This is a genomic window from Microbacterium sp. LTA6, assembly GCF_045690355.1.
GTDB lineage: Bacteria > Actinomycetota > Actinomycetes > Actinomycetales > Microbacteriaceae > Microbacterium.
In genome coordinates this window covers 2,498,057-2,516,256 of sequence record NZ_CP147855.1, presented here as the reverse complement: position 1 = coordinate 2,516,256, position 18,200 = coordinate 2,498,057, and the positions used below count along the sequence as shown (strand labels likewise).

21 protein-coding genes are annotated in these 18,200 nt (G+C 68.1%); 12 read left to right on the top strand and 9 right to left on the bottom strand.

Going from position 1 to position 18,200, the window contains the following annotated elements:
• Positions 1-246: 246 nt before the first annotated feature.
• A complete protein-coding gene (locus LTA6_RS11850; RefSeq protein WP_341973946.1) occupies positions 247-948 on the bottom strand; it encodes a metal-dependent transcriptional regulator in 702 nt (233 codons plus the stop codon).
• 101 nt (positions 949-1,049) lie between these two features.
• On the opposite strand from LTA6_RS11850, the gene serC reads away from it, so the two are divergent.
• Positions 1,050-2,162: a phosphoserine transaminase gene (serC, locus tag LTA6_RS11845; RefSeq protein WP_341973944.1), complete on the top strand. Its 1,113-nt coding sequence runs from the start codon at positions 1,050-1,052 to the stop codon at positions 2,160-2,162.
• Between the two features lie 67 nt (positions 2,163-2,229).
• Here serC and LTA6_RS11840 read toward each other — a convergent pair whose 3' ends face one another.
• Both LTA6_RS11840 and LTA6_RS11835 read right to left on the bottom strand, forming a co-directional pair.
• A complete protein-coding gene (locus tag LTA6_RS11840) occupies positions 2,230-2,829 on the bottom strand; it encodes a DUF3027 domain-containing protein (RefSeq protein WP_341973943.1) in 600 nt (199 codons plus the stop codon).
• Positions 2,813-3,193, bottom strand: coding sequence for a cold shock domain-containing protein (locus LTA6_RS11835; RefSeq protein WP_341973942.1), 381 nt, complete (start codon positions 3,191-3,193; stop codon positions 2,813-2,815). The genes LTA6_RS11840 and LTA6_RS11835 overlap by 17 nt, the downstream gene beginning before the upstream one ends.
• A 109-nt stretch (positions 3,194-3,302) precedes the next feature.
• Here LTA6_RS11835 and LTA6_RS11830 point away from each other — a divergent pair, with 109 nt between their 5' ends.
• From LTA6_RS11830 to LTA6_RS11820, 3 genes are read left to right on the top strand one after another with little or no spacing between them, the layout of a single operon-like run.
• On the top strand, positions 3,303-3,578 hold the full coding sequence (locus LTA6_RS11830) for a multidrug ABC transporter ATPase (RefSeq protein ID WP_341973941.1): 276 nt from the start codon (positions 3,303-3,305) through the stop codon (positions 3,576-3,578).
• A 10-nt stretch (positions 3,579-3,588) separates the two neighbouring features.
• Positions 3,589-5,292 (top strand): helicase-associated domain-containing protein, encoded by a 1,704-nt coding sequence (locus LTA6_RS11825; RefSeq protein WP_407357891.1) that lies wholly within the window; start codon positions 3,589-3,591, stop codon positions 5,290-5,292.
• Positions 5,293-5,351: 59 nt separating this feature from the next.
• Entirely contained in the window at positions 5,352-6,992 is a 1,641-nt protein-coding gene (locus LTA6_RS11820; protein WP_341973938.1) for a DNA repair helicase XPB, read from the top strand.
• On the opposite strand, the gene LTA6_RS11815 is transcribed toward LTA6_RS11820, so the two are convergent.
• Positions 6,993-7,904: an alpha/beta fold hydrolase gene (locus LTA6_RS11815; RefSeq protein WP_407357890.1), complete on the bottom strand. Its 912-nt coding sequence runs from the start codon at positions 7,902-7,904 to the stop codon at positions 6,993-6,995.
• Positions 7,905-8,011: 107 nt separating this feature from the next.
• On the opposite strand from LTA6_RS11815, the gene LTA6_RS11810 reads away from it, so the two are divergent.
• From LTA6_RS11810 to LTA6_RS11795, 4 genes are all read left to right on the top strand, one after another.
• A complete protein-coding gene (locus LTA6_RS11810) occupies positions 8,012-8,548 on the top strand; it encodes a TetR family transcriptional regulator (protein WP_341973936.1) in 537 nt (178 codons plus the stop codon).
• 57 nt (positions 8,549-8,605) lie between these two features.
• Positions 8,606-9,298 (top strand): response regulator transcription factor, encoded by a 693-nt coding sequence (locus LTA6_RS11805; protein WP_341973935.1) that lies wholly within the window; start codon positions 8,606-8,608, stop codon positions 9,296-9,298.
• A gap of 82 nt (positions 9,299-9,380) precedes the next feature.
• Complete coding sequence (locus LTA6_RS11800; RefSeq protein WP_341973934.1) at positions 9,381-11,063, top strand: HAMP domain-containing sensor histidine kinase; 1,683 nt, start codon at positions 9,381-9,383, stop codon at positions 11,061-11,063.
• A 125-nt stretch (positions 11,064-11,188) separates the two neighbouring features.
• Positions 11,189-11,476, top strand: coding sequence for a WXG100 family type VII secretion target (locus LTA6_RS11795; RefSeq protein ID WP_341973933.1), 288 nt, complete (start codon positions 11,189-11,191; stop codon positions 11,474-11,476).
• Positions 11,477-11,545: 69 nt separating this feature from the next.
• Here the strand turns inward: LTA6_RS11795 and groL are convergent, their stop codons facing one another.
• The 4 genes from groL to LTA6_RS11775 form a co-directional block, all read right to left on the bottom strand.
• Positions 11,546-13,165: a chaperonin GroEL gene (gene groL / locus LTA6_RS11790; protein ID WP_341973932.1), complete on the bottom strand. Its 1,620-nt coding sequence runs from the start codon at positions 13,163-13,165 to the stop codon at positions 11,546-11,548.
• 111 nt (positions 13,166-13,276) lie between these two features.
• Positions 13,277-13,843, bottom strand: a complete 567-nt coding sequence (locus LTA6_RS11785; RefSeq protein WP_363548263.1) for a LytR C-terminal domain-containing protein — start codon at positions 13,841-13,843, stop codon at positions 13,277-13,279.
• Positions 13,844-13,917: 74 nt separating this feature from the next.
• Positions 13,918-14,175 carry a DUF3263 domain-containing protein gene (locus LTA6_RS11780; protein ID WP_341973929.1) on the bottom strand — a complete coding sequence of 86 codons (258 nt, stop codon included), beginning with the start codon at positions 14,173-14,175 and terminating at the stop codon, positions 13,918-13,920.
• Positions 14,176-14,184: 9 nt separating this feature from the next.
• A complete protein-coding gene (locus tag LTA6_RS11775) occupies positions 14,185-15,177 on the bottom strand; it encodes a DUF2332 family protein (protein ID WP_407357889.1) in 993 nt (330 codons plus the stop codon).
• Between the two features lie 71 nt (positions 15,178-15,248).
• Here LTA6_RS11775 and msrB point away from each other — a divergent pair, with 71 nt between their 5' ends.
• The gene (gene msrB / locus LTA6_RS11770) at positions 15,249-15,653 is read left to right on the top strand and encodes a peptide-methionine (R)-S-oxide reductase MsrB (protein ID WP_341973927.1); all 405 of its coding nucleotides are present in this window, start codon (positions 15,249-15,251) and stop codon (positions 15,651-15,653) included.
• Positions 15,650-16,201 (top strand): nitroreductase family protein, encoded by a 552-nt coding sequence (locus tag LTA6_RS11765; RefSeq protein ID WP_341973926.1) that lies wholly within the window; start codon positions 15,650-15,652, stop codon positions 16,199-16,201. Before msrB ends, LTA6_RS11765 begins: the two co-directional genes overlap by 4 nt.
• A 25-nt stretch (positions 16,202-16,226) precedes the next feature.
• On the opposite strand, the gene LTA6_RS11760 is transcribed toward LTA6_RS11765, so the two are convergent.
• The gene (locus LTA6_RS11760) at positions 16,227-17,141 is read right to left on the bottom strand and encodes a DMT family transporter (protein ID WP_407359272.1); all 915 of its coding nucleotides are present in this window, start codon (positions 17,139-17,141) and stop codon (positions 16,227-16,229) included.
• A gap of 80 nt (positions 17,142-17,221) precedes the next feature.
• Here LTA6_RS11760 and LTA6_RS11755 point away from each other — a divergent pair, with 80 nt between their 5' ends.
• Both LTA6_RS11755 and LTA6_RS11750 read left to right on the top strand, forming a co-directional pair.
• On the top strand, positions 17,222-17,875 hold the full coding sequence (locus LTA6_RS11755; RefSeq protein WP_407357888.1) for an SOS response-associated peptidase family protein: 654 nt from the start codon (positions 17,222-17,224) through the stop codon (positions 17,873-17,875).
• A 5-nt stretch (positions 17,876-17,880) separates the two neighbouring features.
• Positions 17,881-18,153, top strand: a complete 273-nt coding sequence (locus LTA6_RS11750; protein ID WP_407357887.1) for an MmcQ/YjbR family DNA-binding protein — start codon at positions 17,881-17,883, stop codon at positions 18,151-18,153.
• Positions 18,154-18,200: the final 47 nt, after the last annotated feature.

The following is an 18,200-nucleotide window of genomic DNA, read 5'->3' as shown; positions in this document are numbered from 1 at the left end:
GCGCGCTTCGGGTAGCGCTGGCTCGTCGGCACTCTGCTTCTCGTGCACGGATGTAGCTCGGGTACTTTGTGCGACTTAACCGGAAAGACGACGAGCCTGGAAGGCAATCTTCACGGTCATCGTCTGCGGGCTTCTCGCTGACGACCTGTCCGAGGTTACCGGAAGATAACGATCGTGTCACCCTGCGAACCTGGCAATCCTCGGAGAGGGCTCCGGATTCGCCGCGCGAAGCACCGGCCGCGCGGGTCAGACCGGCTCAGCCACCAGGAAGATATGAGAGGCCAGCTCGACCGGAAGCTCGAGCCCTTCGCCGTTGCCGTCCATCTGGATCAGGACGTAGCCCTCGTTATAGCGGTAGTCGCCATGCGCACCGGGAACGACTCCGGCGTCACGGAGTTGCTGCAGCAACTCCGGGTCGACCTGCGCAGGCTCGGCAAGGCGCCGGACGGTGCCGTCGATCGGCGCTCCGGCGGTGTTCAGCTTCTGCACAAGACCGATGACGCCCTCATCGAACGTGCGCGCGGGGAGGTCGCCGAGCTGATCGAGTCCGGGGATCGGGTTGCCGTAGGGCGACTCGGTGGGGTGACCGAGGAGCTCGACCAGGCGACGCTCGACCTGCTCGCTCATGACGTGTTCCCAGCGGCAGGCCTCTTCGTGCACGAACGCCCAATCCAGTCCGATCACATCGGAGAGCAGTCGCTCGGCCAGGCGGTGCTTGCGCATCACGTTGACCGCCTTCGACCGGCCGGCGTCTGTGAGTTCGAGGGTCCGATCCTCGGAGACGACGACGAGGCCATCGCGCTCCATCCGGCCGACGGTCTGCGAGACCGTGGGGCCGGAGTGCCCGAGGCGCTCGGAGATGCGCGCACGCAGGGGCACGATGTTCTCCTCCTCGAGTTCGAGGATGGTGCGGAGGTACATCTCCGTGGTGTCGATCAGGTCGGTCATGTCTGGCCCTCCGAGAGTTCTTAGGTAAGCCTACATTCCTGCGCCGACATCGGATCCGGGGCTCGTGAAACGACGTCACTCCGAAGCCATAGAATCGAGCTATGGCGATCGAGATCCCCCGAGAACTCCTGCCCGCTGACGGCCGATTCGGCTGCGGGCCCTCGAAGGTGCGCCCCGCGCAGCTCGAGGCGCTCCTCGCGGCCGGTCCGAGCCTGCTGGGCACTTCGCACCGCCAGGCCCCGGTGAAGAACCTCGTCGGCAGTGTGCGCGAGCGGCTGTCCACCCTCTTCCGCCTCCCCGAGGGCTACGAGATCCTCGTCGGCAACGGCGGCTCGACGGCCTTCTGGGATGCCGCCGCCTTCGGTCTCGTCGAGCGCCGCAGCCAGAACCTCGTCTTCGGCGAATTCGGCGGCAAGTTCGCCGCCGCCGCCGGAGCGCCGTGGCTCGAAGCTCCGGACGTGCGCAAGGCCGAGCCCGGTTCGCGCGCTGCTGCCGAGATCGTCTCCGGCATCGACGTCTACGCGTGGCCGCACAATGAGACCTCCACCGGTGTCGCAGCACCCATCGAACGTGTGCTCGCAGACGGCGCCCTGACGGTCATCGACGCGACGAGCGCGGCCGGAGGCATCGACTTCGACGTCACCCAGGCCGATGTCTACTATTTCGCCCCGCAGAAGAACCTCGGCTCGGACGGCGGGCTGTGGTTCGCCGCGGTCTCGCCCGCAGCGATCGAGCGGATCGAGCGGATCGCTGCATCTGATCGCTACATCCCGGAGTTCCTGAGCCTGAAGAACGCCGTCGACAACTCCCGGCTCAACCAGACGCTGAACACGCCGGCACTGACGACCCTGCACCTGCTGGACAGCCAGCTCGGCTGGATCCTCGAGAACGGCGGGTTGGCGTGGGCGGCCGCCCGCACCGCGGAATCGTCGGGAGTGCTGTACGACTGGGCCGAAGCATCCGCCGTCGCGACCCCCTTCGTCACCGACCCCGAGCACCGCTCCCCCGTCGTCGTCACGATCGACTTCGACGAGAGCGTGGATGCCGCGGCCGTCGCGAAGACACTGCGTGCGAACGGCATCGTCGACACCGAGCCGTACCGCAAGCTCGGACGCAACCAGCTGCGCGTCGCGACGTTCGTCTCGATCGAGCCCGAAGACGTGCGTCAGCTGACCCGCGCGCTCGACTACGTGCTGGCGAACTCCGGATCCTGAACCCCCGGTTCGCCGGAACGTCTTCTCGCCGTCAGGCGAGGATCGGCGTCATCACCGAGCGGACGCGCTATTCCTCTTCGTCGTCGGAGTCGTTCTCGTCGTCGGAGTCGTCATCATCGTCGGAGTCGTCGTCGAAATCGACCGCCGACTCATCCAGTTCGTCGATGTCGACGCCGTCGAGGTCTCCGGCATGCAGGATGTCTGCTTCCTGATCCTCATCGTCGAGCTCATCGTCTTCATCGAGCTCATCGTCGTCGAGATCATCGGCGTCGTCGTCGAAGACATCGGCGTCGTCGTCAAGATCGGGCGCATCGGCAGCCGCGGCAGCCGCCTGCTCGGCGAGTTCGACCTGGTGGGCGCGGTACTCGGCGAGTCGCTCGACCCAGGGCACCCATTCCGGTGCGAGAAGCGCGCCGTCACCGGGAAGGAGTTCGATCTCGAGGACCGTCGGCTCCTCGTCGTCGACGCGAGCGACCGTGACCGTCCAGTGCCAACCCGGATACCCGGGGAGCCGGTTCTCGAAGCGCAACGAGACCGAACCGTCGTCTTCCAGGAGGTAGCCGGCCGCGGGGCCGATCGTCGTCGCCGGAGTGATCTCGCGCAGGGCTTCCAGCGCGAGATCGTGAGCGCCGACGAGACGCGCGTCGGCGTCAGGCTTCGAGGTCATCGGCTACCTTGCGCAGAACGGCCGCGATCTTGCGGCTGTGGCCGGAGGAAGGATAACGACCGCGACGCAGGTCGCCGCCCATCTCGTCGAGGAGCTTCACGAGGTCCTCGACGATGATCGCCATGTCGTCAGCAGGCTTGCGCTGCGCCTTCGCCAGACTCGGCGGCGCCTCGAGGACGCGCACCGAGAGCGCCTGCAGACCGCGCTTGCCGTCGGCCACGCCGAACTCCACGCGGGCACCCGCCTTCACGGCAGCGCCAGCGGGAAGGGCGGAGGCGTGCAGGAACACGTCCTGGCCGTCATCGCTGGCGATGAAGCCGAAACCCTTGTCGTCGTCGTAGAACCTGACCTTGCCGGTGGGCATGGAAGAACCTCGCTATAGAAATCGAACAGAAGGCGCGCCGAGACGCATCCACCCTCAGCCTACCGGTCACGGCGGAACCCAGCACCGCAGTGCAGGTAGGCTGAGGAAGATGAGCACGCACAGTTCCGGACCGGATGTTCCGGTCCGTCAGGTCGACCGGATCCTGGCGTTCAGCGCGCTCGGGCTTGCCGCCGCATCCGTGCTCTGCTTCTTCGCGATCATCATCGGCAGCGCCGTCGGCATGGATCAGGCCGCGTTCGGCGAAGGCCTCTGGCCGCTCGTCGCCGGCATCCCGCTCTGGGGTCTTCCGGTCGCCTTCGTGATGATCATCGCGCTGCTCGTGATGAGCTTCATACGCAAGGGACGCGCGGCTTCGCGGTCCTGAGGCACTCCATATGAGCACTCACGCGCGCCCGCTTGCTGATTGGCTGGCCGCGGCGAGCGATGCGGAGCTTGCTGATCTCTTCGCCGCGCGCGGCATCCGAGCGGATGCTCCATGGCATGACTTCTTCGACGCCGCCGAGGCGCTGCTCGAACCCGCGTCGCTGGCGCGGATGCTGCCTCAGCTGACCCTGCGCGAGGCCATCGGGCTGCGGAGTGCGGCCGACGGTGTCGACGCCGGCGCGGAGCGCGCTGGGTTGACGGCACTGGCGCTGCTCCGTCCGGACGGGACTCCGTATCCGCCTGTTCTCGCGGTCGTCGCGGGCCTGCAGATCCCCACGGACGCCGGCGGAGATCCGCCGACACCGGCTTCGGCCGAGAATGCCGCGCATGCGGCCGAGCGCGCGTTCACTACGGTCACCTCGCTGGCCGATCTGCTGCTCCACGCGCGAGAGACCCCTCTGGCGCTGCTCGCCACCGGCGGGATCAGCGCCGGCGAGAAGCGTCTGCTGGCGGAAGCCGGGGTGCCTGCGGAGTCCATCGACGCCCTGCTGGGGATCGCCGTCGACGCAGATCTGGTCCGCGCCGACGGGCGAAAGCTCCGTGTCTCCGCGGATACCGAGCATTGGCTGCACGCCGGCGTCGGCGACCGCTGGGGACGCCTGGCGATGGGGTTCCTCCGCGCGCTGCCGCGCGGGCTCCGCCGGGATGCCGCCGGTTGGCCCGATCTCTCCGTCTGGCCGAACGCGCATCCGTGGGATCCGACCTGGCCCGATCGCTGCGCGGTACTGCTCGAGCGCGCCCGGCTCCTCGGCCTGATCGCCGACGACGGCAGCGAACCCGACTGGACCGTACCGCTGCGCGAACGCGGAGAGGTCGACGCCGAGGCGTTGACCGGCGTGCTCCCCGCCGAGGTCGACCGCATCTTCCTGCAGAACGATCTCAGCGCGATCGCCCCCGGCCCGCTCGCGCCCGCACTCGACGTGCGCCTGCGCACGATCGCTGCCAGAGAATCGGCGGCGCAGGCGTCGTCGTACCGTTTCACCGTCGAATCGATCGCTCATGCGCTGGCCTCCGGCGAGACCGAGGATTCGATCCTCGAGTTCCTCGGATCGCTCTCGCTCACCGGTATCCCGCAGCCTCTGAGCTATCTCATCGTGCAGACCGCTCAGCGCCACGGCCTGGTGCGAGTATCGGCCGATGCCGCAACCGGGCGCACGCGCATCGACAGCGTCGACGGTCATCTGATCGACGCGATGGCCGTCGACCAGACCCTGCGACCCCTGGCTCTCAGCAGGGTCGGCGCATCTCTGGCCTCTCGCGTCGGGCGCGACACCGTCTACTGGGCCCTCACGGACGCCCGTTACCCCGCGACGCTCGTCGGCGCGGACGGGACCGTCCTGACGGCCGACAGGCATCCGGCGACGACGGGACCCGTCGCCGTCATCGCGGATTATTCGCCGCTGCTTGCTCGATTGCGAGCGCAGCAGGGACCGGATGCCGACGCCGCCTGGCTCGACCGAGAGCTGGAGGCGGCCGTCCGCGCCAAGGCCGTCCTGCAGGTGACCGTCGGCATGCCCGACGGGTCGACACGGGACCTGCTGTTGGAAGCCACCGGACTGGGCGGCGGACGCCTGCGCGGACGCGACCGTGCCGCCGATGTCGAGCGGACGTTGCCGGTCTCCAGCATCCGCGCGGCTTTCGTCGTCGAGCAGTGAACCACCCGTCGAGTGCAGGGCCGACCCCGTGACTCGAAGCCGCGATAGACTGGTCAGCTATGTCTGATGGCCCCCTGATCGTCCAGAGCGATCGCACCGTGCTTCTCGAAGTCGCCCACGCCGAGGCCGAGAGCGCCCGCCACGAACTGGCGATCTTCGCCGAGCTCGAGCGTGCCCCCGAGCACATCCACACATATCGCATCACCCGCCTCGGCCTGTGGAATGCCCGCGCTGCCGGTCACACCGCCGAGGACATGCTGGAGACGCTCGACCGCTGGTCCCGCTTCCCCGTGCCGCCGTCGGTGGCTGTCGACCTCCGCGAGACCGTCAACCGATACGGGCGGCTCGTCATCGAGCGCGACGAGGAGGGCACGCTCATCCTGCGCTCCTCCGACCCGGCCGTGCTCACCCAGATCGCGAACAACAGGCGCATCCAGCCGCTGCTGATCGGACATCCGACCCCGGACACCTTCGTCGTCGACGCGTGGGCGCGCGGCCAGATCAAGCAGGAGCTTCTGAAGATCGGCTGGCCGGCCGAGGACCTTGCGGGATACACGCCGGGGACACCGCATCCGATCGAGCTCACCGAAGACGGGTGGCAGATCCGCCCGTACCAGCAGGATGCGGTCGATGCGTTCAGCAAGGACGGCTCGGGGGTCGTGGTGCTCCCCTGCGGCGCCGGCAAGACGATCGTCGGCGCCGGTGCGATGGCCGCGACGAAGACCACCACGCTCATCCTGGTCACCAACACCGTCTCAGCGCGTCAGTGGCGCGACGAGCTGCTCAAGCGCACGAGCCTCACCCCTGAAGAGATCGGTGAGTATTCCGGCCAGGCCAAAGAGGTCAAGCCGGTCACGATCGCGACGTACCAGATCCTCACGGCGAAGCGGAAGGGCGAGTACGCCCACCTCGCACTTCTGGATGCCCTGGACTGGGGTCTCATCGTGTACGACGAGGTGCATCTGCTGCCGGCCCCGGTCTTCAAGCTCACCGCCGACCTGCAGGCCCGCCGCCGGGTCGGCCTCACGGCGACCCTGGTGCGCGAGGACGGCCGCGAGGGCGATGTCTTCAGCCTGATCGGGCCGAAGCGATTCGATGCCCCGTGGAAGCAGATCGAGGCCCAGGGGTTCATCTCCCCCGCGGCCTGCTACGAGGTGCGAGTCGACCTGCCGCCGAGCGACCGCCTGGAGTACGCGGCAGCAACCGACGACGAGCGCTATCGGCTCGCGGCATCGGCCCCGGCGAAGATCGATGCCGTGAAGGAACTGATCGCGAAGCATCCCGGCGAGCGCATCCTCGTGATCGGGCAGTACCTGGATCAGCTGGAGACGCTCTCCGAATCGCTGAACGCCCCATCGATCACCGGCGCGACCCCGATCGACGAGCGCGAGGAACTGTACCGTCAGTTCCGCGAGGGCGAGATCTCGCTGCTCGTTGTGTCGAAGGTCGCGAACTTCTCGATCGATCTGCCGGAGGCGTCCGTCGCCATCCAGGTGTCCGGTTCATTCGGATCCCGCCAGGAGGAGGCCCAGCGCCTCGGTCGCCTGCTGCGCCCGAAGCAGTCGGGACACACCGCGAGCTTCTACACGCTGGTGGCCAGGGACACGATCGATCAGGACTACGCGCAGAACCGTCAGAGGTTCCTCGCCGAGCAGGGCTACAGCTACACGATCATGGATGCGGACGCGCTGGCGGCCTGATCAGGCCGCTCTGTCCGCGCGCTCGAACCAGTCCAACGCGAGTTCGGAGATCTCGGCCGGAGCGTCGTCGGTGACGAAGTGGGCCGCGTCTTCGACAAAGGCGAGTTCGAAGTGCTCGGCGCGCCGTTCGTGGTCACGGCAGATTTTGCGGACGAGCGTCTCGGTGAACGGACCGTCGTGCCGCCCGAACACGGCGAGCGTCGGCGGCTGCAACCGCATTCTCTTGTACGTGCCCCGCGCGAGGCGGAGCACCTCGGGAATGATCATTCCGCGGTACAGCGCCCGCACGGCGCGGCTCACCTCAGGCCGCTGCTGCACGCGCAGGTAGGCGTCGACGGTGGCGCCGCTCATCGGGTGCGCGACGTATCGGGGGCCGAACAGCCAGCCCAGCGACTGGCCCTCGCGGTGCATGAGCATCCGCGGCATGTGCGCGAACGCGGGCAGGAGCCGGGGTGTGAACGCCATGAACCCCGGCGGCACCGCGATCTGCACGGCTGTGCGCACCCGCTCGGGGTGCGCGTAGGCGAACTGACCTGCGACGACCGCGCCCAGGTCGTGGCTGACCAGGTGGGCCCTTTCGATCCCCAGGGCGTCGAGCAGCGACTCCAGGTCGTGCTGGATAGAGTCGCGCTCGAAACCGGGGTCGTCGGCCTCGGACCACCCGGAACCACGCAGATCGGGACAGATCACGCGGTACCCCCGAGCGGCGATCGTCGGGGCGATCAGCCGCCATTGCCACCAGTGCTGCGGGAAACCGTGCAGCAGCACGACGGCGTCTCCTTCGCCGATGGCGGCGACGTGCGTGCGCAGCCCCGGCGTCTCGACCACCGTATGCGTGAACCCGGCCGCGTCGGGCAACGGGGGCGACCACGTCCCTCGGAGGGATCCCTGCGGGAATGCCGGTGTGTCCATGACGAGACCTCCGCGTCTGCACGTCCGGGTCGGTTCGGCCCTGAGCACAGAATACTACGTTCATAGTAAATTTGCCACTAGTTTCATAGTGCGCATAGTCTCGGACCGTGAGCAGCACTCGAGAGCGCGCCCTGGATGCCGCGGTGACCCTCGTCGGAACCGAAGGAGTGCGCGCGCTCACCCATGGACGCGTGGATGCCGCCGCGTCCCTCCCGCCCGGATCGACCTCGAATCACTTCCGCACCCGCGCGGCACTGCTCGCCGGCGTGATCGAGTGGATGGCCGTACAGGAGCGAGCGGACGCCGGCATCCCGGAGATCCACAGTCGGGAGCAGCTCATCGGCGCACTGACGCGGATGATCGAGGCCCAATCCGGGCCGCTCGCGGCCAGGACGCGTGCGCGTTACGCCCTGTTCCTCGAAGCCGACGAAGACGCCGCCGGCCCATTGAGGGCGCAGCGTGCGGGCATGGAGCAGTGGGTGCGCGGCATCCTCAACGAACTCGGAGGCGAGGCCGCAGCGGCGCATACCGCCTTCCTGATGGCGACCGGCGACGGGCTCCTGCTGCACCGCATCACTGTGGATCCGGAGGCGCCGATCGAGGCGGCGATCACGCAGGCCGTCACCGCCGCGCTACGTGCATGAACCGCCGCTCCGGCAGATAATCAGCCCGCTCATCACGGAAGTCACCATAATGGGGACATGACAGCAGCGCGCATCCTGGTCGTCGATGACGAACCCAACATCCGCGACCTCCTCTCGACCGGACTGAGCTTCGCCGGATTCTCGGTGAAGACGGTCGCCAACGGCGCCGCCACCATCTCGGCGGTGCTGGAGGAGGAACCCGACCTCATCATCCTCGACGTGATGCTGCCGGACATGAACGGCTTCAGCGTCACCAAGCGCCTTCGCGGCGCCGGTTTCACCGCGCCGATCCTCTTCCTCACCGCCAAGGACGGCACCGACGACAAGATCGAAGGCCTGAATGCCGGCGGCGACGACTACGTCACGAAGCCGTTCAGCCTCGATGAGATCGTGGCGAGGGCGCAGGCGATCCTGCGGCGCACCATGCAGGCCGATGAGGAGTCGATCATCCGCGCCGGCGAGCTTTCGATGGACCAGGACACGCATGATGTCCACGTCGGCAAGGAACCGATCGAGCTGAGTCCGACCGAGTTCAAGCTGCTGCGCTACCTGATGCTCAACCCGAACAGGGTGCTCTCCAAGGCGCAGATCCTCGATCACGTCTGGGAGTACGACTTCAACGGCGATGCCGGCATCGTGGAGAGCTACATCTCCTACCTTCGCCGCAAGATCGACCCGCACACCGAGGAGTCGCTCATCCAGACCAAGCGCGGCTTCGGCTACATGCTGAAGGTCGGCAAGTCGGGCTGACTCGACCCGCACCCATCGCCGCTCTGCCAGTGGCCCCATCGCCGCCTCTGGTGGCCGCCGACGTCGCATACGGGAGGACCGCATGGCACACCAGCCGGACGCGGTCACCCACTGGTGGCGCCGCATCAGCCTGCGGGCGAAAGTCACCGGAGTCACCGTCGCGGTGCTCGCCCTCGGCCTGCTCCTTGCGGGAATCGGAACGGTGCCGATGCTGCGCAACTCCCTCATCGAGAACATCGACGCCCAGCTGCCTTCCCTGGTCTCCAGCGATATCACCGGCCGCTACTTCGACGTCGTCACCACCGACGGCCAGACCAGCTACACGCAGCTGGAGACACCACGCGACTTCTCCTTCGCCGTCTACGACCACGAAGGACGGCTGGCGGCAACGGCGGGGAACGGCCCCTCGCCGAACTTCCCCACGAAGTACTCCCTGCAGCGCGCCACGGCAGACCTGGACCGCAAGTTCACGCTCACGGGAGACGGGGGCAGCTCGTTCCGCGCCGCGGTCGCCGTGGTGCAGGGTGACGATGGCCCGCTTCGCGTACAGCTGGTCGCGATGCCGCTGGACGAAGTGGACCGGATCATCGGACAGTACTTCGGCATCTACACGACCGTCGCACTGATCACCATCTTCCTCGCGGCGCTGCTCACGCGAGGGCTGGTGACCCTCACGTTCCGCCGACTCGGCCAGGTGGAATCGACGGCGATGTCGATCGCAGCCGGTGATTTCAGCCAGCGTCTCACCGATCTCGAGCCGACGACGGAAGTCGGCCGGCTCAACGCCGCGATCAACACCATGCTCGACCGCGTCGACGGCTCGCTCGCCCAACGGGATCGCACGGTGCGGCACATGCGCCGCTTCATCGGAGACGCCAGCCACGAGCTGCGCACACCGCTCGTCAGCGTCCGCGGCTATGCCGAGCTGTACCGGATGGGCGCGATCCGCGGCGACGAGGACACCGCGCGCGCCATGGAGCGCATCGAGAAGGAGGCCATCCGGATGGGCGTGCTCGTCGAGGATCTCCTCGCACTCGCCCGACTGGACGAGGAGCGCGAACCGGAGATCGAAGCCCTCGATCTCCGGCCGATCGCCCGCGACGCCGCCCTGGATCTGCGTGCAGCCGCCCCAGGGCGGACGGTCACGGTGGTCGACCTCACGGGGAAGGCGGCATCCGCACCACCGACGTACACCGTCACGGTGCGCCCGGACGCGCACTCGGCAGCACCTCGCGGGCTCGCGGGCGCCACCCTCGCCCGACTCCGCAGGAAACCGCGCGGCTCCGCCGATGCGGTGCCGGCGATCGATTTCACCGAGTCGGCCGACCTTCCCGTGCGCACGCCGCCGATCGTGCTCGGCGAGGAGAACAAGGTGCGCCAGGTGGTGACCAACCTGCTCGGCAACGCTCGTCGGTTCTCCCCCGAGGACGGCCCGATCGAGATCGTCGTCGACACGGATCGCGTGCGCGGGACCGGCAGCATCGCGGTCGTCGATCACGGCGAAGGCATTCCCCCGCAGATTCGCGAGCAGATCTTCGAGCGGTTCTGGCGGGCTGACACCTCGCGTGCCAGAGAGACCGGTGGCGCCGGCCTGGGCCTGGCGATCGTCGCATCGATCGTCAAGGCGCTGCATGGTTCGGTCGCCGTCTCCGAGACGGCAGGCGGCGGCGCCACCTTCACGGTCACCCTGCCTCTGGCGCCGGCCAGAGCGACGCCCGCGCACCTGATGGAGGACACGCAGCCGCTGGACCGGCTCGACCTGTAGCGCACTCCTCCTGCACCGTTTCTCGAACCCGCGGGTTGCACACAGACCGTGGAGATCGCCCCATTACCCGTGGGGACGGCGGGCGATCGACGAATAGGTTCAGAACTCCATCGAGAGGAGTTCCCATGTCCGTCTTCACCGTCGACACCGAAGCCGTGCAGGCCGCGAACAGCGCGGCCCACGCCACCATGGCGCGCCTGCAGGGCGAGTCCACCACCCTGATGGCTCAGCTCGGGCAGCTGCAGTCATCGTGGACCGGCAGCGCATCGGCCGCTTTCCAGACCTGCAGCGAGCAGTGGCGCGGCGCGCAGTTGCACGTCGAGCAGGTTCTGGAGTCGATCGGCACGGCCCTCGGCGCTGCCGCCATGCAGTACGCCGACGCCGACCAGTACTCGGCCAGCCTGTTCCGCTGAGCCCCCTCCGCGGAACGCAGAAACGCCCCGGCCGAGAGGCCGGGGCGTTTCTGTGCGAGGAAGCGGGACTCAGAAGTCCATGCCGCCCGACGGGTCACCCATCGGAGCGCCGGCCTTCTCAGGCTTGTCGGCGACGACGACCTCGGTGGTGAGGAAGAGAGCCGCGATCGAGGCTGCGTTCTGCAGCGCCGAGCGGGTCACCTTGGCGGGGTCGATGATGCCCTGTGCGAACAGGTCACCGTACTCGCCGGTCGCGGCGTTGAGGCCGTGACCTGCGGGCAGGCCGGCGACCTTGTTCGCGACGACGCCCGGCTCGAGACCGGCGTTCAGCGCGATCTGCTTGAGCGGAGCCTCGATGGCGACGCGGACGATGTTGGCACCGGTCGCCTCGTCACCCGTGAGCTCGAGCGTGGCCAGAGCCTTGGTGCCGGCCTGGATCAGCGCGACGCCACCACCGGGGACGATGCCCTCTTCGACGGCAGCCTTCGCGTTGCGAACGGCGTCCTCGATGCGGTGCTTGCGCTCCTTGAGCTCGACCTCGGTTGCCGCTCCCGCCTTGATGACGGCGACGCCACCTGCGAGCTTGGCGAGACGCTCCTGGAGCTTCTCGCGGTCGTAGTCGCTGTCGGTGTTCTCGATCTCGCGACGGATCTGCGTGACCCGACCCTCGATCTGGTCAGCTTCGCCGGCACCCTCGATGATGGTCGTCTCGTCCTTGGTGACGATGACCTTGCGAGCGCGACCCAGCAGGTCGAGCGTGGCGCTCTCCAGCTTGAGGCCGACCTCTTCGGTGATGACCTGGGCGCCGGTGAGGATCGCGATGTCCTGCAGCTGCGCCTTGCGGCGGTCGCCGAAGCCGGGAGCCTTGACGGCGACCGACTTGAAGATGCCCTTGAGCTTGTTCAGCACCAGAGTCGCGAGAGCCTCACCCTCGACGTCCTCGGCGATGATGACGAGCTCCTTGCCGTCCTGGATCACCTTGTCGACGATGGGCAGAAGGTCCTTGATGCTGGAGATCTTCTGGTTCGCGATCAGGATGTACGCGTCCTCGAAGACCGCCTCCTGGCGCTCCGGGTCGGTGACGAAGTACGGGTTCAGGTAGCCCTTGTCGAAGCGCATGCCCTCGGTGAGCTCGAGCTCGGTGCCGAAGGTCTGCGACTCCTCGACGGTGACGACACCCTCCTTGCCGACCTTGTCGATCGCCTCGGCGATGAGCTCGCCGATCGCGGGGTCAGCGGCGGAGATGGACGCCGTCGCGGCGATCTGCTCCTTCGACTCGATCTCCTTGGCGCTGGAGAGCAGTTCCGCGGTGATCGCGGCGACGGCCTTCTCGATGCCGCGCTTGAGCGAGATCGGGTCAGCGCCGGCTGCGACGTTGCGCAGGCCCTCGCGGACGAGCGCCTGAGCGAGAACGGTCGCGGTGGTGGTTCCGTCACCTGCGACGTCGTCGGTCTTCTTGGCGACCTCCTTGACGAGCTCCGCACCGATCTTCTCGAACGGGTCGTCCAGCTCGATCTCCTTGGCGATGGACACGCCGTCGTTCGTGATCGTGGGGGCGCCCCACTTCTTCTCAAGCACGACGTTGCGGCCGCGCGGGCCGAGGGTCACCTTGACAGCGTCGGCGAGGATGTTCAGGCCACGCTCGAGGCCGCGGCGGGCCTCCTCATCGAAAGCGATGATCTTTGCCATGAGTTTTGTCGTCCCTCCTGGACGTAGACGTTGGGTTTAGCACTCAGACTGAGAGAGTGCTAACGCCATTCTGGCACTCGACCCCTTCGAGTGCAAGCTGCGCGGAGGGTGCTACTCCGCAGGAGTCTCGGGCGGCGTCGTCGAACGGTCCAGCCCGATCACGACGGCCAGCTGCTTCTGGTCCGTCTCATTGAGCCCTGCGTAGACATCGCTCTGCTGCACCTCGGCGCCGCCGAGCAGACCGGCCAGTCCGATCGCCGCGAGCTCGTCGTCGTCTGCGACGTAGTAGACCGTGGTCGTGGGGAAATCCTGGCTGTCGCTGTCGGTCGCGTAGACGACGTCTGCGGCCCAACCGCTGTTCAGCAGCGTCTCCCGCATCTGCGTGGCCAGACCCTCCTCCGGGGTCGCGTTGAGAATCATCACCGAATAGGTCGTGTCGACGATCCCGGTCTCCACCGGGGTCGGTGCGACGCTCGGCTCAGCCTCGGGGAAGAGCGTGATGCGGCCCATCATGACCAGGGCGACGAAGATGCCACCGATGATGAGCACCAGTGCGGCGACGAACGACCACAGCAGCACGACCCATCCGTTCATGCCCGGGGCTTCGGCACGGTGTGCTCCGACGCGTCCGGAGGTACGGGGAACGTCGTCGAAGCGATCTCGAGTGGGCTGGGGCACCCCTCGATGTTAGCGGCACCCGTCTGCGAATCCGCATCGGGCAGGGCTCGCCCGCTCCGGCGAAGCCTCCGCGTTCAGCTCACGAAACCCGGAATCCGGGCCGCACGACGGGAGGCGCGCGAATCGCGGATGCGGCGCAGCCGCCGGACCAGCATCGGATCGTATTCCAGCGCGACATCGGAATCGATCAACCGCGTGAGCAGCTGGTAATACCGTGCGGCACTCATCCCGAGCTGCGTGCGGATGACCTCTTCCTTCGCACCACCGTGTCGCGGCCACGCGGCCTCGAGCGCGAGGATCGCGCGGTCGCGCTCCGTCAGGTCTCCGAGCATGGCTCCAGGCTAGGACGAATCCGCGGCGTGGCCCGCGCGCCACTCCCACCAGCGGCCCAACGGGTCGGCGGACGCCCGGACCGCGGCGTCGAGGGCGACGACGAAGCCGGGCCAGGTGTCGGCATCGACGGGAGGCTCCCAGACGTCGAGCAGGCCGGGAGGATCGATCGTCACCCATCTCGCAGGCAGCCGGCGGATGTCCTGGACGAGCGCGAGCCGGTCGGCACGCGGGATGTGCACGAGCACGCCGGGCGTGCTGATCACCAGCGTCGCCCCCGCCGGGGCTTCACCGGCGAGCGCACGCAGCCGCTCCCCGGCGTCGCCGGCGACCAGGAGCGGCGGATCGGACGCAGCGATGTCGAGGGCGGCCGCGATCCGCTCTTCACGCCCCTCCTCCCCCGGCCAGACCAGCCCTCGGAGCCACCGTCGATCACGATCGTCGCGGGCATCCAGCGGCGCAAGATCGATGCCGGCACGCCAGACGATCTCCGGCATCCGCAGTGTCGGAAGCGCGCCGGTCACCGTACTCTCCAGCACCACGGAAGACGGACCTTCGTCGGGATCGAGCGCCGCGCGGAGCGATCCGTCCTCGGCGGTGAAGCGGTAGGAATACCGGTCCGGATACAGGCAGAGCCCGGCCGCCGCGCCCAACTCCAGCAGCGCGATGGGGCCGGGGATCTCTGACAGCACCGGCAGCAACGCCGCGAGGCGCAGCGGCTCATTCGTCTGGAGCTGCCTCCGCCCGCACTCCGCGACGATCTCGTCGGCGTGGTCGAGGAAGAAGGCGCGCCAGGCCGGGTAGCCGGTGAGTGCGGCGCCGAGCATCCGCGTGACCGCGAAGACCAGGGGAGGCTGGCGTCGGGTCTCCGGGATCCGCGCGAGGAGGGTCTGTACCTCCGTGTCATCGACGACGCCGGACGCCCACTCCGCGTACAGCTCGCTCCGGCCCGGCGCCTCCTCCTGCGCGAACCGCAGGTAGCGAAGTCGCACTGCGTCCGTCATGGTTCCATTCTCCCGTGCATGGCCCGCCATGATCGCAGACGCGAGAGAATAGAGGGGACACAGGAGGACTCATGCCGTACAGCGTGGACAAGACCGAAGACGAGTGGCGCCGAGAGCTCGGCGACCAGCAGTACGCGGTGCTGCGTCAGGCCGCGACGGAGCGCGCCTGGACGGGCGAGCTGCTCGACGAGAAGCGCTCAGGCCTCTACACCTGCGGCGCGTGCGGTGCGGAGCTGTTCAAGAGCGGCACCAAGTTCGACTCCGGATGCGGCTGGCCGAGTTTCTACGAGTCGATCAGGCCGGAGGCGGTCGAGCTCATCGAGGACGCGACGCTCGGCATGGTGCGCACCGAGGTGCGCTGCGCGAACTGCGGGTCACACCTCGGGCACGTGTTCCCCGATGGGTTCGGCACACCGACCGGCGACCGCTACTGCATGAACTCGATCGCGATGAACTTCACTCCGGACGAGTCGTGAGTGTTCTCGATGCCGTCCGGACAAGACAGTCCTGGTCGAAGGTCACCGACGATGCGCCCTCGCGCGAGGAGCTGCTGACGTTCGTCGCCGCTGCCGGACGCGTCGCCGACCACTCCTCGCTGCGCCCGTGGCGCCTGATCGAACTGCGTGGCGCCGATCGCGAGGTGCTGGCCGCAGCGATCGCGAAGGCCGAAGGCGACAAGTCGCCGTCGTCGAAGCCGCTGCGTGCGCCGCTGCTGATCGCCGTCGTCGCCAGCTACCGCAAGAGCAGCAAGGTGCCCCGCTGGGAGCAGGAGGCCGTCGCCTCCGGTGTCGCGCACATGCTGAGCCTGCTGCTGGACGACGCAGGTTGGGGCGTCTTCTGGCGCACCGGTCACTCCACACGATCGAAGGCGGTCGCGAAGGCGCACGGCCTGTCGAAGGATGAGGAACTTCTCGGCTGGCTCTACGTCGGCGGCAAGCCTGCGGGCAAGAAGGCAGGACGACGCAAGCCCGTCGACGCGCGGCGACTCGTCTCCCGGATGCCGAAGAAGTCCAAGAAGAAGTAGGTTCGGGCTCCTCGCGGAACCTCGATCAACGGCGGCGACGGCGCCACGGAACGGCGACGACCACGGATGCCACGGCGACGACCACCATGGCGATGAGCTGCCACGGCGCTGGCCCGGAGACGGCGGGCCAGAGCAGGTCGATCACCACCGACGTCGTGAGCTGCCCGAGCACCGAGCCGAGCCCCATCAAGAGCACGCCGGTCTGACCGACGATGAACGCGCCGAGCAGGATGTAGGCGAATCCGAGGAAGCCACCGAGATACAGCCAGGGCTCCGCCGGAAGAGCATCCGGCAGTCCGCGGATGGACACGCTGACCGACGCCGCCAGGGCGAGCGCGACTGTTCCCGCGATGAAACTCGTCAGGGTCGCGGCCATCGGAGACTGCACGCGCTGGGCGAGGCGCCCGTTGGTCGCTGCCTGCCAGGCGATCCCGACGCCCGCGGCGAAGGGCAGCAGCAGCATCCACAGCGGAGCGGTCGCGAGCACGTCGCCGCTGAGCGAGATTCCGACCGCGGCGAGCGCAAGCGCCCCGCCGAGAACCCGTCCGGGAGTGACGGCGACGACGCCGGCCGGCCCGAAGCCGATCCGATCGAGGATCAATCCGTGCAGGGTCTGCCCGGCGACCACGCCGACCGTGAACAGCGACACCCCGAGAACTCCTGCGGTGAGGCCCTGGGTGGAGACGGTGAGAGCGCCGCAGGCGCCGCCGAGCAGCATCCAGAACGGGATCCTCCGCTCGCGAACGCCACTCCACAGCCGTGCCACACCGGCCCTCGCCGAAGGGATGAACGGAATGACGGCGATCAACACGATGAGACCGACGGTGAAGGAGATGAGCCCCGCGACGATTCCGTCATCGACCCGGACGCCGAGAACGCCGTTGATGCGCGCCTGAATGGCCGTCATCGCACCGATCGCGACGGCTCCGCCGAGAGCCACCGGGGCGGCCAGCACGCGCTTCTCGGTCACGCATCGACCCTACCCGAGCGCGTGTCGGAGGTCGGCGCTACCCTATGTGCATGTGCGCGAGCTACGGCCTGGATCCCCGGTTCACCGATGCGGAACTCATTGCTGAAGCTGACGAGGACATCCTCGAAGGGCTTCGCACCTGGGCCGCGGAGAATGCCGGCGAGACATTGAGACCGACGGGCAAGAACCTCCGGAACCTCAACCCGATCCTCGTCGATGCCGACGGCGAGATCACAGTGGCGCCCGCGTGGTGGGGCTTCCTGATCGACGGAGCCCCCTCGCGGTTCCCCTCGATCAACACCCGCTCCGAACGACTTCAGGAACGCCCGGGGAGTCTGCGGTCGCGTGCGATCGTTCCGGCGACCGGCTGGTACGAGATGAAGAAGCCCGAGCGGGTGTGGCACGAGTTCGGCCTCGGGGGCGGTGCCCTCTTCGGCATGGCCGCCGTCACGCAGCGCGGACGCACCGCCGACGGCGAATGGTTCACCTGCTATTCGGTCGTCATGCGCCCGGCGCCCGAACACCTGGCGGGCGTCCACGACCGGATGCCCGTGCTGATCCCGACGCCGTTCGCGCGCGACTGGCTGTCGGCGCAAGGCGATCGCGAGCTCATCGACGAGGCGCTGCTGGCCGCGGCATCCCTCGATGAGCGCGTGACCGCCGTGCCGCGCACCGACGACAAGGGAACGGAGCGGCTCTTCTGAGCGCCTTGGATGCCGCAGAGCTGATCGCCCTCGCCTCGGCGCGCGCCGAAGAACTCCCCGGGTCCGAGCGGGAGAACCCCTTCGGGCCCGAATGGGACGTCTTCAAGGTGCGAGGCCGGGTCTTCCTGCTGGCACCGCTGGACGGCACCGGCCGAGTGACTCTCAAATCCCACCCCGACGACGCCGTGGCACTGCGTGAGACGTTCGCCGACATCATCCCCGGGTACCACATGAACAAGAAGCACTGGATCACGCTGACGCCGGGGACCACACTCTAGGCCGACCTGATCGCCGAACTCGTGACCGAGTCGTACCTTCTCGTGGT